This is a genomic window from Streptomyces sp. NPDC107581, from assembly GCF_055657175.1.
Genome location: NZ_JBVKBH010000032.1, coordinates 15541 through 28969, shown reverse-complemented (window position 1 = coordinate 28969; position 13429 = coordinate 15541). Strand labels below are relative to the sequence as shown.

Here is a 13429-nt window from a genome sequence, read left to right as displayed (position 1 = left end):
CTGGCGCGGACCAGGCCCTCCTTCGTCGGGCCGAACGGGCGCCCCTGGCGGGGCGGCTGTTCCCGTTCGGGTCCGCTGGCGCGGACCGCCGGGACGGTCCGCGCCGATCAGTGCCGCCGCCGGTCACCACCAATGGTGAGGGGAAAGGACCGCCTCCGGCGAGGGCCCTTACTCCCAAGGGGCCGGGGTGCACGGCGAGTTGAGGTCCGGTGGTAGCTGGGGTGAGGGCGGGCGGGGGCTCCCCTCGGCCGACCGGTCACCCTTCGGGCTACCACCGAACCTGCGGGGGGTGCCAGGCCGAGCCGCTTCGCGGTCGCTTCGCGAGCCTGGCACCCCCCACAGAACCGGCGGTCGGGCGGAGCTGCCCGACCGACCGAGGGGAGCCCCCACCCGCCGGGTGGAGCCGTGGCGGGCCCGCCGGGCAAGGCTCGCCCGGAAGGGGTGGAAACCGCCCCTGACCTGCGAAAACGTGTGAGGTAGATCACTCGTTTGGAGGGTCTTCAGGGCTGGACTTCTACCCCAAAATAAGGCATGATTAGTGATGTCGGAAGGGGGTGGCAGTCCTCCCCGACAACCCGAACCTTCAACACGGGAGCAACGATGTACGCAGAGCTGGAGACCGAGACCCCGCGCGAGATCGGCGGATTCGCCCTCTACCTGTCCACCACCTACGTGTGGACCGAGGGGCGCCCCCGGCTGGTGACGACCGCCGCCGACGTCAACGAGACGTGGTGGACCGTCCGGGCGGCCGACGTGACGGACAAGCTGACCGTCCGTCAGTCCCCGGACTCGGAGCTGGTCCGACTGCTCGACGCCGAGGACGGCACCGTGGTCACCACGATCGTCCCGGTCCCCGCCGGGATGCTCGACCACCACACCCCCACCCTCGCGGAGGCCCGCAGCATCCCCCTCGCGGCCCGCTGGGTGAGCAGCCCGCTGTTCACCCGCTCCGCCGGAGCCGCGCCCGAGAGCGCCGACCGCTACGAGGTGCGCGACCTCCTGGTCCGCGCCGCCCGCCGTGGCGAGACCGTCGCGACGAGCCCGGACCTGGTCATCGTGCGCAACTGCGAGAACCGGCCCGTCGCCTTCCTCCGGGAGGGGTGGCACCCGCAGAACGCGCGGCCGTCCGCCCCGAGCCTGAGCGCGCTGCTGAAGCACCGCCGCCGGTAGGACTCCGGTGGGCCCGCCCGGTGGCAGCCGGGCGGGCCCACCCCGCAAGGGCTTTGGCAGAAGCCCGCCCCGAACCTTCAACGCAGGGAGACAACGACATGGCGACGAACGACGCCCCCGACATCCCGGAGAAGCGGTACCGCATCGGCGACCGGACCCCGGACGGCCGGTACCCCGTCACGGTCGACGGGAAGCTGATCGGCCACATCCACCGCTGGCACGGCGACTGGCACGCGCGCGTGCTGGGCCAGGTCGAGGAGAGCCAGCACGAGGACCGCGACAAGGCCGCCGCCCACCTGGACACCGTCACCCAGTCCGGCGCCGCCCTCCCCCAGACGGCCCAGGCCGGTGACACGGCGCCCGAGGGCATCGTCCCGTGGCTGCACCCGCGGATGGCGCCCACGCGGCGCAACATCCTGAGCGCGGGCATCTGCCTGGGGCGGCTCGATGAAATCGCGTGGAGCCCCAAGCACGGCTACCCCGGGTCGGACAACCCGTTCGAGATGGAAGACCTGATCTGCGGCTGGGTCGGGAACCGCTGGTGGAGCCACCTGCGCGGGCGCAACGGCGACCCGACGCCGCGTCCCGCGTGGCGTCACGAGGGGTGCAAGGTCCCCTTCGAGGAGCAGGCCGCCCGCGTGGCCGAGCTGGTGGGCAAGCGCCCCACCCAGTGCCCGTGCGAGACCGGGCACCCGACCGACCGCGAGGCGGTGACCGGCCTGCTGGACGAGGCCGACAGCGCCCGCAAGGCCGGTGACATCGAGGCCCTGCGCGGTCACCTGACCCGGCTGCTCGGTCCCTGCCCGGCGGCGCCGACCCGCGCCGCGGTGATGCGGGACATCGTCAAGCCTCCGCAGAAGGGCTGACCTGAACCGGGGGCACGGGCCCACGTCCGTGCCCCCGGCCACAGGGCGGCGATCGAGCCGCCCACCGTGACCGCCGCCGTCCGCCGGCGCGAAGCCACCCGACCCGAGGATTCAGTTCTCCGTGCCTGCAACTGCCCTGCCCGCAGCCCTCTTTGACCTGCCCGAGCCCTCGGAGCGGACCACGTTCGGCCGATCCTCCGGGATGACCGTGCTGAGCTACGGACTCGGAGCCGACAGCACGGCCATCCTGATCGAGTTCCTGGACCACCCCGAGCGGTACGGTCTGGCCCCTGACCTCTCCGACCTGATCGTGGTGCACGCGGTCACCGGCGACGAATGGCCGGACACCCTGGACTACGTCGACCGGCTGGTCCTGCCGCGCCTGCGCCGGGCGGGGGTCCGGCTGGTGCAGGTGGCCCGCGCCGGCCGCCAGGACGCGGACGGCGTTGTCGTCCTGGACGACAGCCGGTCTCCCCGGCGGATCTTCGCGCGGGGGCCGTGGCGTCTGAGCGACGAGCTCCGCGAGGCCGGAACCGTCCCCCAGATCGCCAATGGCCGTAGGACGTGCAGCATCCGTTTCAAGGGATGGGTGCTGGACCAGTGGACGGAGGCCGAGTTCGGCGGCGCGAGCTACCGCCGGGTGATCGGCTACCACTACGGCGAGCTGAAGCGCGCGGAGAAGGACAGCCGCATCCAGCGCGAGCACAACCGGGCCGCGGGCCGGACCATCTGCGAGCCGTTCTATCCCCTGATTCTGGCCCGTCAGGACCGGGCGGACGTCGAGCGGTTCGTCCTGGAACGGCTCGGAGAGCCGGTGAAGAAGTCGTACTGCTCGCAGTGCCCCTTCAGCGGCGTGTGCGCGAGCAGGGAGGCCCACGAGGCGCGTCTGCGGGACCACCCGCACATCGCCGCGGACGTCCTGCGGATGGAGCACGTCGCGATGGCGCTCAACGAGCGCTCCAGCCTGTACGGGACGGACAGCCTGTACCGCAGGCTCACCGAGGACGGCCGCAACCACCCCGTGCTCAGCGCCTTCGAGGAGTCGTTGGACCAGGCCCCGTACGCGATCTACGAGGTGCGGAGGATCTACTACGCGGCCCGCACGCCGGACTGCCGCACCCATCACGGCCGGTCCTGCCGGTCACCGAAGTGGTGGTGCCGACAGCCGCGGACCGAACAGTGCCAGGCCGACCACCCCGCCGGGGACTTCGAGCCGTGGTGCCCCGGGCACCGCGAATGCCGGGGACCGGCGAAGAAGGGCCCCGCCTGGCGGTCGGTGCGGACCGTGTGGGAAGGCGACCGCCGCACCGCCGAGCAGCTGATCCGGCAGTTCGCCGCCCGCCACGGGCTCGCCCTGGAGCGCGGGGAGACGTCCGGCATCCAGCGGGCCCACTACCTCACCGCCGACGGCGGGTTCCCGGCGGCCGCCGCCTTCGCCGTCGCGGCGCCGGCCGGAGTCCGCGACAAGCAGCGGAAGCACTTCGAGGAGGCGTGGACCCGGCACACCGGGGACGTCGGCACCCGCTGGAACCCGCTCCGGCCGCTGCCCGCGCCCGAACCCCCACGCCCCACGGGCGGAAAGCCGCTGATCCGCCGGGCCAAGACCGTCGGCGGCGTGACCCTCATCGCCTGAACCACCCCGCGGGCTCCGGAAACGCCGGAGCCCGCCCAACACCGAGGAGAGCAAGATGAGTTACACCGATCCCGTCGCCTTCGCCGCGACCCGGCACCGCATCGTGATCAACCTGTCCGGCGGGAAGGACGGCGTGATCGCGGGCGCCAAGGCGATGGACGCCGCCCGCCGGGCCGGGGTCGCTGACCGCGTCTGGACCGCCCACGCCAGCCTGGGCCCGATGGAGTGGCCCGCCGTCACCGTGGACGGCGTGCGGTGGCCCAGCGCCAGCGAGCTCGCCGCCCAGCACAGCCAGATCCTCGGCGTCCCCCCGGAGCGGCACATCGAGGTCCGCCGCACCCGGCAGGTCGACGGCCGCACGGTCCCCTTCGATCTGCTCACGTTCATCGCCGAGCGGGGGGATTGGCCCTGGCTGGGTCAGGCCCGCACCTGCACGGGTCCGTGGAAGACGAAGATGGTGTTCGGCGCGTTCACTCCGCAGGTCCGCGCTCTGCGCAAGGAGGTCCAAGGACCGCTGATGTTCGCCAACGTCCTCGGCCTGAGGGCGGAGGAGAGCCGCGACCGACGCAACCGGCAGGCGTGGCGCCGCACGACCGAGAACTCCCACCGGGTGGTGGACGAGTGGCTGCCCGCCCACCAGGTGAGCACCGCCGACGTGTGGGCGTGGACTCTCGCGGAGGAGGTGCCGTACCACTGGTGCTACGACTCCCACCCCGGCGCCGGGGACCGCCGGGGGTCCAGCCGCTGTTCCTGCTCGACCTGCACGCTGGCCAGCCACCGCGATCTGCTGCTGGGGGTCGCCCGCCGGCCCCGGCTTGCCGAGCTGTGCGCACTGGTCGAGCGCGTCCGCCAGGTCCCCTTCAACCCCAACATCACGATGGCCGAGCTGATCGAACAGTCCCGCCGCCCGGACGCCCCCGACCCGGGCGTCCGCGTCGAGGAGAACGCCGACTTCGAGCGCATGGAACGGGACGTGCACGCCGCCCTCCGGCGGCCGCCGACGTACGAGTCCAAGGCCCGCACCGGGTCCGCCCCTCTGCTGCACGCCATCGGCGGTTGCGACACCTGCACCCTGACGATGTAGCCCCGGAACAGGGGGAACGGCGTTGACCCCGTTCGATATATAAGGCAGAATTAGCAACGGTCGAAGGTGTGGCAGTTCCTTCGGCAGCCCCGAACCTTCAACGTCCAGGAGTCGCGATGAGCCCCACCGCGCTTGCCGTGCTCTCCCCGGGGACGGGCCGAACCGGTCCACCGACACTGACCCATCCCGCCGGCCCGGCCGTCTCCCACGGCCGGGCCGTGTCGCCCCCTACGGAGAACGCATGACCAGCACATCCCTGACCTTCCCCGTCCGAAACGATCAGCTCCCCGCCGTGCGCGAGGTGATCGAGCAGGCGGACCGGCAGACCCGGGCCCACGGGCTGACCGGATGCCACCTCACCCGCGGACCCGTCGAGCCCATGCCGTGGCCCGACGTCAACGGCGTCCCCATCGGCGCCGTGGCCGTCCAGGACGTCACCGTGACGTTCCCCCTCCTGCAGTTCCAGGGCTGGACCGTCATCGCCCAGGTCGAGCACGACGGGGCGGCGGGCAGCACCGTCACCGCGCTCCCGCCGTTCGAGGACGAGGCCGCCGACCGGATCGCGCACTGCGACGCCTGCGGGGAACGCGGAGCCCTGACCAGCTATCTCCTGCGGCACGAGGACGGCAGCACGATGCAGCTGGGCACGACGTGCGCGGGCCCGTACGCGAACCTGCCCGTCACCGTCCTGCGCGACCTGTGGAACCTGATCCGCTGCTGCCTGACAGCCGAGCCGTACGAGCCCGGCGAAGTGCCGACGGATCTGCGACTCCACGTCGACCAGGCCCTGGAGTACGCCGTCGCTCTGACCATCCAGGCCGGGTACGTCAAGCGCGGCGGCGGTTGGACGACCGCCGAACAGGTTCGCGCCCTGCTGCTGGGCGGCGCCGGCCGGGAGGCCCTGGACCAGCTGCACGAACACCTCCGGGCCGCCGGGAACGTCGAGGCCACGGCCGCCGCGGTCCGGGACTGGTGCCTGCACGGTGACGCGGCCGCGAGCGACTACCGCCGCAAGCTGGCCCGCGCGGTCGCACAGGACCTGGCACCGGCGGACATCGGTCTGGTGGTGTCCGCAGTTCCGATGTACCTGCGCGAGGCCCAGCGGCGGCTGACCACGGAGGACCGCGAGTCGATCACGGCCACGGTCACCGAGGTCAGCCCGCTCACGAGCCAGTGGGGCGAGCGCCGCCGCGTCCGCTTCACCGACGGCGCCGGACGCCGGTACGCGTGGGACTCGATGACCCAGCCGTTCCCCGAAGTGGGGCAACGGCTCCGTGTCACCGGCCGGGTCGTGCGCAACGCGGTCCGCGAGGGCATGGTCGAGACGTACCTGACCCGGTGCCGTGTCGCGCCGGCCTGAGCACTGCCCAGCGGCGTCCGCCACGGCTCCGCCCGGTGGGCGGGGGCTCCCCTCGGTCGGTCGGGCAGGCTCGCCCGTACCCGGGTTCCGGTGGGGGTGCCAGGCTCGCGCTCGCGCGACCGCGAAGCGGCTCGGCCTGGCGGCCCCGCCGGGTTCCGGGTAGCCCTTCGGGTGCCCGACCGGCCGAGGGGAGCCCCCGGCCACCCCTCCACCCCAGTCACCCACGGCCCGCACACGGTGACGGAGCCCCCGCCCCCTTGGGAGTAAGGGCCCCGCCGGAGGCGGTCCTGTAGGTATGAAGAGAAGTCGAATGAACGTCGACTCAACCGTCTCGGCAAGGCTGTGAGCTGGGAGTTTGTGGCTTGTGGCCCTCAATCCGAGCGGGCATAATTAGGGATTCCGGCAGGCTGAGAGTTGTTTGCCGGTGCAGTGCGGTCGTTCGATCGGACCGGGTCCGCCGAACGACTGGACACGCAGTAACCGAGTAAGGCACGATTAGTGAAGCCGAGAGGTTCGATACTCGGTTCTTCCGCGGAGACGCGGGAGGAAGTGGGGCGGACGGTCAGCCCAATGGCAGTAGTGCTGACCGTCCTGAAGCCCCCTGGCCCCAGGCCCTTCAACAAGCCCATATACCAGGAAGGCATCTACGCATGATGGTAAACGACGCGGAGCTGAACACGGCCCCCGCGCTTGACGACCTGATCACCCTGCACGCCGGGAACACGGCCGGTGCCGACCACGGTCTGCTCTACCGCATCGAGGACGGCCCCCTCCCCCGTGACGGCGGCTGGTTCATCCAGCTCGCGGACGAGACGGCCCACGGCGCCCAGGACTGGGCGGCGACCATCCAGAGCCAGGACATCGACACGATCACCAGGCCGATCGAGTCCGGCGTCATGAACTGGAAGCACGAGGTCGACCAGGACCAGGACGCCGAGGACGCGGACGAGGAGCCGGAGGTCGAGCACGGCCTGACGGAGTCCGGCGTGGTACTTCTGCCCCGCGCCGCCGGCCACGACCAGCACCACCGCGATCAGGGGGCGGGCAATGACGACTGAAGCCCCGTCGCGAGACGGAAACACAACGGAGGACTCCCTCATGGCCATCTTGAACGGGCGCCGGGTATCGACCCGCAGGGAGCTCGCGGACAAGCACGACCTGAGCCTCACGTACCTGGAGAAGCTGTACCGGGAGCGGGAGACGAACGGGCACCCCGAGCCGGTCCCGGACGCCGCCGGCCGGGAACTGGCCTGGTACGACGCCGACTGGCGCCGCTGGTACAAGGATCTCACCGGCACCGCGGGGCTGGAGAGCCGCGCGGAACTGCAGGAACGCACGGGCCTGGGCCGCAGCACGCTCGAACTGTTCTACCGGGAACGGGAGGCCAACGGCCATCCCGAGCCGGAGAAGACGGTCGGGAACACCATGTACTGGAACTCCAAGACATGGGACCGCTGGTACAAGGGCTACCAGGCCGGACAGGAGTGGCGGACGGAGATCGACCGCAGCGGCAACGCCGAGGACGAGATCACGCTCTCGCAGGCCGCACGGGTGCTGAAGATGGAGCCCACGAGCATCACGAAGTACCCCACCAGGAAGCCGAAGCACTGGCCCGACCCCATCAGGGAGGAGGAGACCGACAGCGGCCGCGTGAAGCGCTACTACCGTCGCGGGGACATCTGGAAGTACGGGGAGCTCCGCGAGCGGAGTGGCGGCGGTCGCCCCGCCGGCACGGCCGGGACCACGCGCCGGTACCCGTACGACGGGGACCCGCGACTGGCGCAGGCCCGGAAGGCGTTGAAGGCGAACCCCGACGTGCCTGTCGCCAAGCTCGCCGGCGAGCTCGCCCGCGAGCACGGTGGAGCTGCCGGGACCTGGTCCCACATCGTCAGCAGCGCACGGCAGAACCCGGAGGACTGACCAGATGACCACCAGCGTCACCATCGCCTCCGACGTCATCGACCACGTGGGCCTGAACCAGGCCGCGGACTTCCAAAGCCGCGTCACGGTGTTTGAGTGCGTGGAGTGCAGGACCGCAGGAGACGCGAGGACGGAGCCGGCCGTGGTTGTGCTGCGTCGCAGTCCCGGCCTGTCCCATCTGGGGGTTGCGCACCATCGCTGTGCGAACTCGCAGGTACGGGACTACGGTCCGGGAGACCTGGCCCTCACAGGGGAGACCGAACTGGTCCCCCGGGTGCTGGGGTTGCCCTCACCGACCGGCACCAGGCCGGTCCTCCTGCTCGCCTACGAGGAGGAGGTCACCGTCACGGAGGACGGTGGGGCGCCCTACGATCCCGTGATTCGCAGTCTGCTCGGGGACGGGCTCCATCAGATTCATGCGCTGGGGAAACCGTCACCGCGAAGCCCTGGGTGGCGAGCGCTCATCGGGCCGGGGACGAACGTACAGGTGAGTTCCAGTGCCCATGCCTGGCTGACGGACGGCGACATGTACGTCCCGCCGGGGTGGCGGGCGCTCGCTGAGCAGGCAGGCGAAGTCACCCTCATGATGGGACGTCTCGAACACACTCTCCTGCACGCTGTCGCTCCCCCGCTGATGGCGTACGCGCAGGCCGCCAGGCAGGGACATCTGGTTGCCGGTGTCGTGGACGTCGTACTGCGGTGATTCCTGGCAAGCAGGCAGCACAGCGGGCAGGCCATCGAGCGGGCAAGTGCAGCTCACAGTGAGTTTGCCATTACGTCTGCCATTACCCTACGCAGTGCACTGGCAAGCGTGTATGCCCAGGTCAGGCCCTGCTTCTTTCCCCGCTGTCACCGTCGCTTCCCTGCCCACTTTTCAGTACAAGTGCTAGCCCCTCGGCAATCCAACTGGCCGCCCTGCTGCTCTCTCAGCGAGGCGGCCAGTTGTGTTGTAGGCGGGCTACCACGCGGAGCAGACAGCGGGAAAGACGGTTGTCAGTACAGCCTCCATGCCACCATGTAGCCACGCGTGCGGCCGGGCGAGGCTGCCATCAGAACAGGAGAGGGAGGTAACAGTGGCGACACCACTAGACATCGCTGCCTACTCGGCATCGCTGGTGAACTGGTCTGAGCTGGGCCATGTCTACTGCTTCGGCAACGGCAAGGGGGGCGTCGGAAAGACGACGTGCACGTGCAACATCGGCGGTCTCGCGGCGGCTGATGGCCTGCGCGTGCTGATCGTTGACCTGAACGTACAGGGCAACGTGGCAGAGGAACTTGGTTACGCCGAAACCGAGCTGGACGACGAAGGAAAGGGCCTGCTGACCGCCATCACGCTTCAGGAAGCGGTCAAGCCCATCCGTAACGTTCGGCCGAACCTGGACGTAGTCCCGGGAGGCAAGCTGCTGCGTCGAGTGCCGGGCATCATCGGCTCCCCGATCAACGATCAGGAACGAGCTGCGGCCGTCCTTACTCTGGCCCGCATTCTCCAGCCAGTGGCCAAGGAGTACGACCTGATCCTGATCGACTCCCCGCCCGAGAACGAGCACATGATGCAGCTGGCACTGGGCGCCGCGCGGTGGGTGGTCGTGCCGGTCAAGAGCGACAAGTCCAGCCGCAAGAAGGGGCTCAAGGCCCTTGCCACGGACTACGCAGCGATGCGGCAGTACAACCCGTACGTGACTCTTCTGGGCGCCATCCTCTTCGCCACGGGAGCCAACGCCACGGCCATTCGCAAGACGGTTCGCGACGACGTGGAAGCCACCCTGGGGGGAGCAGCCCCCATCTTCGACAACGTCATCCGCTTCGCAGAAGCAGTGGCAGTGGCCGCCCGTGACCGCGGCAAGCTGGTGTACGAGCTGGAGGCCGCTGCCTCCGAGAACCCGGAGTTCTGGAAGATCCGCGCCGGCCTGGCGGACGCGAGCCAGGTCGTGTCGAAGACGTCGGCGTCGGTGAGCGAGGACTTCGCCGTGGTGGCGCGAGAACTCTTCACCCGGGCGGCGACGGTGCAGAACGAGATGATCCAGGAAGGTGTCTGGCCGTGACCACCCCGGAGGAAAACCTCGGGTCCATCTTCGCCCGGCCGACGGCGAACACCGTACCCAACCGCGCACAGGGCCTCGGCGGTCTGGTCCCCAACCGCGGAACAGGAAGTGCTCCGCCCCCGCAGAGCCCTACCGGCAGCACTCCGCCGCCCCCGAAGAACCCTGAAGACGCCAAGGAGGCACCGCCGCCGGCCGCCCCCAGTGGTGACACCCCGCCGCCGCAGGCGCCTGCAGATTCACCCGCAGCGGTCGAGGCGGAGGAGGTCGAGGCAGAGGAGGTCGAGGCTGAGGAGGGGGAGACGGAAGCGGCCCTTGCCAAGACCAAGCACCGCACGACGCTGTACGTCTCGCCCGCCCTTCACCGCCGGTTCGAGCGGTACGTGCGGGCAGCACGTGGCCGTACGAACACGTCGGCGGTGCTGGAGGCCGTGGCGGCGAAGAACTCGACCACCCCGCAGATCATTCAGGAGTCCAAGGTCTCGGTCGCGGCCGGGAACGAGCTCTTTCCCGAGGACCCCCGAGCAGTCCGGTACCTGGGTGCGGGGCCCGTACAGATCCAAATCGCCCCGACGTACGCCCAGTTGCAGGTCTTGGACACCCTGACAGCCAAGTACGGGTTCGAGGCCCGAGCCACCTGGATCGCCCCAGTCCTGAACGCCTTTCTCCCCGGCAAGAAGGAAAAGGTGCCGGAGTGATCAAGGGCTTGACAAGGACTCCAAAATAAGGCATAATTAGGGACGTTGCGAGAGTGGTTCTTGCGACGTAAAGACGAAACCCCGGGCTGCCTCAGCTTGTGGAGGCGGGCATCCCGGGGTCTCACACCAGAGACGAGGCTCCGATGTCGTACTTCAGTATCACCCCAGAATGGGGTGGACGTGCACCTTCCGGTGCTCTGCTGCCGGAGGTGGGGGCGTGAACGTGCTTCCCCGTATTCACGCCGTGGCGGAGTCCCTTGGGGTGCCGCCGTGGACGGTGGCTCTCGGCGGAGTGCTCGCGGGTGTGGCGAGCCTGGCCCTGCTGATCCTGGTCGTTCGCCTGGCCGGTCGGGCGGCGACGCGGGCGGTCGAGAAGGCTCGCCGCGATGATGACAGCGAGGCCCGGGCCCGGGTCATGGCCATGATTGACGACCGCTGGCGGACCATCGTCGGCATCTGCGGCATGTCCGTCAGCATGTACGGCCTGTACGGGTTCGCGGAGGACACCGCGGGGCTGCCGTTGCTGCTGCGGATCTTCTTCATCGCGATCTTCGACGGCGCGGAGATCGGCCTCATGCTGGGGCTGGCGCGGTCCCTGGCCGCCCAGGATGTCCCGCGGTGGACCGAGGGCATGATCCGGTCCCGCCGGATGGCGTGGGGCCTGGTGGCCCTCTCGGCGGCGGCGAACTGGGTGCACGCGCCGGAGGGCGGCGGTCTGTGGGCGAAGGTGGCCCTGGCCGGTGTGCCGGTGGTGTCGGTCAAGCTGCTGGAACACGGCCTGGACCTGCGGATCGCAGAGCTGGCGAAGGCCGAGGAGGAGGACGGCGTCCGACCGGGCCCCCTTCGCCTGTTCGTCCTGCTGTGGCGCCGGATCTGGATCGCGGCTTTCGCATGGTTGGGCCTGGACACGACGTCTACGACCAGCGAGACCTCCCGCCGGCTGCTGGCCCAGCGTGCTGCCCGCGCGGTCATCGTGCTGGCCCGTGCCCAGAAGCGTGCCGACCGTACGTTCCGATTCGGCTGGCGGAAGTCGCTGGCGGACCGGGCGGTGGACCGGCGGACCGAGGACGCGGCGGTCGCACTGGACCGCGCGGACGCGCCGGTCAACGTGGACCAGGCGCTTGCCGTGGTCCGGCGGACCATGGGTCACATGCAGGCCGGGCGGCTGGGACGGCTCGACTACGCGGACGTCGACGCCGTGGTGAACACCGTGGTCTCGCTCCCCGCGTTGCAGCAGAAGGTCACGCAGAAGCTGGAGGAGCAGAAGGCCGAGGTGCAGGACGAGCTGCGTGCAGCGGAGCGGGCCGCCAAGCAGGAGCGGGACGAGGCCCTGGCCGCGCTGGAGGCGGAGCGGGAGGAGCGCACCCGGCTCCAGGCGGAGCAGGAGAAGGAGCGCGAGCGCTTCGAGGAACTGGCCGGACAGCTTCGCGAGCAGGCCGAGCAGCTTCGCACCGAAGCAGAGCAGGCGAAGCGGGAAGCGGCCGAGCAGGTTCAGCTTGTCCGTGACGCCGTCGAGCAGAGTGCGGCGCGTGAAGCGGAGGACCGCCGAGCGGAGCGGGAGACCACCGAGCAGCGGGCCGAGCGGGACGCGAAGCGGTGGCACGAGCAGATCGAGCAGCTTCGTGACGAGGCGAAGCGGCAGCTTCAGGAGCAGGCGGAGCGGTTCGAGCAGCAGAGCGCCGAGCAGGTCCGCGCGGAGCGGGACCGGTGGAGCAGGGAACTGAAGCAGCTTCGCGACGAGGCGGAGCGACAGCTTCGCGAGCAGGCCGAGCAGCTTCGCACCGAAGCAGAGAGGGCGAAGCGGGAAGCGACCGAGCGGGTCGAGCGCGAAGCGGCCGAGCGGCTGGCGGCGGAGCGGGCCGAGGCGGAGCGCAAGATCGCCGCTTCGCAGGAGCAGGCGGAGCAGCTTCAGGCTCAGCTCGATGCGAAGCAGGCGGAGCCGGAGCAGACCGCGCCGGCCGGGACGGCGGAGCAGCCGAGGACGCCGAAGCCGAGGGAGGCGTCGAGGCCGTCGGCGCCGCTGGCCAAGGGCTCGCTGAAGCAGCGCTTCATCCAGCGGGTGCACGAGCTGTGCGAGCAGGGCGAACCCCGTCTGCTCGGTCCGGCGGTGACCCCCCGGACCCGTACCGATGTCGCGTACCAGGTGCAGGCTGAACTGGGGCTGACGTCGCAGGGGACGGCCCGCACCTACATGCAGGAAGCGATGGAGCGCTGGGAGGCCGCCCAGCAGGCCGCGGCGGAGAAGCAGGCGCCCGCCAAGGCCGCCAAGGACAAGGGCAAGGGCAAGCTGCTGGACACCTTCGGGCGCCCGATCGCGGACCTGGACGCGCTCGACCCGAAGGGGGCCCTGGCGCGGATCTGATCAAGACGCGAACGGGGGGCTGGCCGGACCTGGAAGGGTCCGGCCAGCCCCCCGTTCTGCTGCCCGCCGATGTCCTCGGTGCGGGCACCGCAGAGGGGCCCTGGGGGCCGTTCTGCGGCCCTGCTGGCACCCGTCGGGCCGGGGAGGTCGAGAGCGTCCGGGACGGCGTCCAGCGGCCGCGAGGCCGGGCCCGAGTCGAGGGTCGAGGGCTCCGGTAGGCGCGGTAGGTAGGTGGTAGGTAGTTGCCGGTAGGCGGCCTCTGACCTGCACATCTACGGGACTACCGGGCGGCGGGAC

At 70.5% G+C, this 13429-nt stretch carries 11 protein-coding genes; all 11 read left to right on the top strand.

Translation table 11 applies throughout. The annotated features are described in order from the left end of the window. Nucleotides 1–600: 600 nt before the first annotated feature. Nucleotides 601–1170, top strand: coding sequence for a hypothetical protein (locus ACZ7P3_RS41250; protein WP_472089820.1), 570 nt, complete (start codon nt 601–603; stop codon nt 1168–1170). A 98-nt stretch (nt 1171–1268) separates the two neighbouring features. After that, nucleotides 1269–2036, top strand: coding sequence for a hypothetical protein (locus ACZ7P3_RS41245; RefSeq protein WP_472089818.1), 768 nt, complete (start codon nt 1269–1271; stop codon nt 2034–2036). A 121-nt stretch (nt 2037–2157) separates the two neighbouring features. Further along, complete coding sequence (locus tag ACZ7P3_RS41240; RefSeq protein WP_472089817.1) at nt 2158–3669, top strand: hypothetical protein; 1512 nt, start codon at nt 2158–2160, stop codon at nt 3667–3669. Nucleotides 3670–3724: 55 nt separating this feature from the next. Beyond that, nucleotides 3725–4753, top strand: coding sequence for a phosphoadenosine phosphosulfate reductase domain-containing protein (locus tag ACZ7P3_RS41235; RefSeq protein ID WP_472089816.1), 1029 nt, complete (start codon nt 3725–3727; stop codon nt 4751–4753). Between the two features lie 241 nt (nt 4754–4994). Further along, nucleotides 4995–6113 carry a hypothetical protein gene (locus tag ACZ7P3_RS41230; protein ID WP_472089814.1) on the top strand — a complete coding sequence of 373 codons (1119 nt, stop codon included), beginning with the start codon at nt 4995–4997 and terminating at the stop codon, nt 6111–6113. Nucleotides 6114–6763: 650 nt separating this feature from the next. After that, the gene (locus ACZ7P3_RS41225; protein WP_362164914.1) at nt 6764–7171 is read left to right on the top strand and encodes a DUF6211 family protein; all 408 of its coding nucleotides are present in this window, start codon (nt 6764–6766) and stop codon (nt 7169–7171) included. Nucleotides 7172–7211: 40 nt separating this feature from the next. Next, nucleotides 7212–8033, top strand: coding sequence for a hypothetical protein (locus tag ACZ7P3_RS41220; protein ID WP_472089813.1), 822 nt, complete (start codon nt 7212–7214; stop codon nt 8031–8033). 4 nt (nt 8034–8037) lie between these two features. Then, entirely contained in the window at nt 8038–8736 is a 699-nt protein-coding gene (locus ACZ7P3_RS41215) for a hypothetical protein (protein ID WP_472089812.1), read from the top strand. A 370-nt stretch (nt 8737–9106) separates the two neighbouring features. After that, nucleotides 9107–10075 carry a ParA family protein gene (locus tag ACZ7P3_RS41210; RefSeq protein ID WP_158708983.1) on the top strand — a complete coding sequence of 323 codons (969 nt, stop codon included), beginning with the start codon at nt 9107–9109 and terminating at the stop codon, nt 10073–10075. After that, on the top strand, nt 10072–10770 hold the full coding sequence (locus ACZ7P3_RS41205; RefSeq protein WP_472089811.1) for a hypothetical protein: 699 nt from the start codon (nt 10072–10074) through the stop codon (nt 10768–10770). Before ACZ7P3_RS41210 ends, ACZ7P3_RS41205 begins: the two co-directional genes overlap by 4 nt. 217 nt (nt 10771–10987) lie before the next feature. Continuing rightward, nucleotides 10988–13132 carry a hypothetical protein gene (locus ACZ7P3_RS41200; RefSeq protein WP_472089809.1) on the top strand — a complete coding sequence of 715 codons (2145 nt, stop codon included), beginning with the start codon at nt 10988–10990 and terminating at the stop codon, nt 13130–13132. Nucleotides 13133–13429: the final 297 nt, after the last annotated feature.

Bases quoted from the DNA above. Each gene is read 5' to 3' on its own strand.
- ACZ7P3_RS41250 (WP_472089820.1), top strand. From the start codon at position 601: ATGTACGCAGAGCTGGAGACCGAGACCCCGCGCGAGATCGGCGGATTC.
- ACZ7P3_RS41245 (WP_472089818.1), top strand. From the start codon at position 1,269: ATGGCGACGAACGACGCCCCCGACATCCCGGAGAAGCGGTACCGCATC.
- ACZ7P3_RS41235 (WP_472089816.1), top strand. From the start codon at position 3,725: ATGAGTTACACCGATCCCGTCGCCTTCGCCGCGACCCGGCACCGCATC.
- ACZ7P3_RS41230 (WP_472089814.1), top strand. From the start codon at position 4,995: ATGACCAGCACATCCCTGACCTTCCCCGTCCGAAACGATCAGCTCCCC.
- ACZ7P3_RS41225 (WP_362164914.1), top strand. From the start codon at position 6,764: ATGATGGTAAACGACGCGGAGCTGAACACGGCCCCCGCGCTTGACGAC.
- ACZ7P3_RS41220 (WP_472089813.1), top strand. From the start codon at position 7,212: ATGGCCATCTTGAACGGGCGCCGGGTATCGACCCGCAGGGAGCTCGCG.
- ACZ7P3_RS41215 (WP_472089812.1), top strand. From the start codon at position 8,038: ATGACCACCAGCGTCACCATCGCCTCCGACGTCATCGACCACGTGGGC.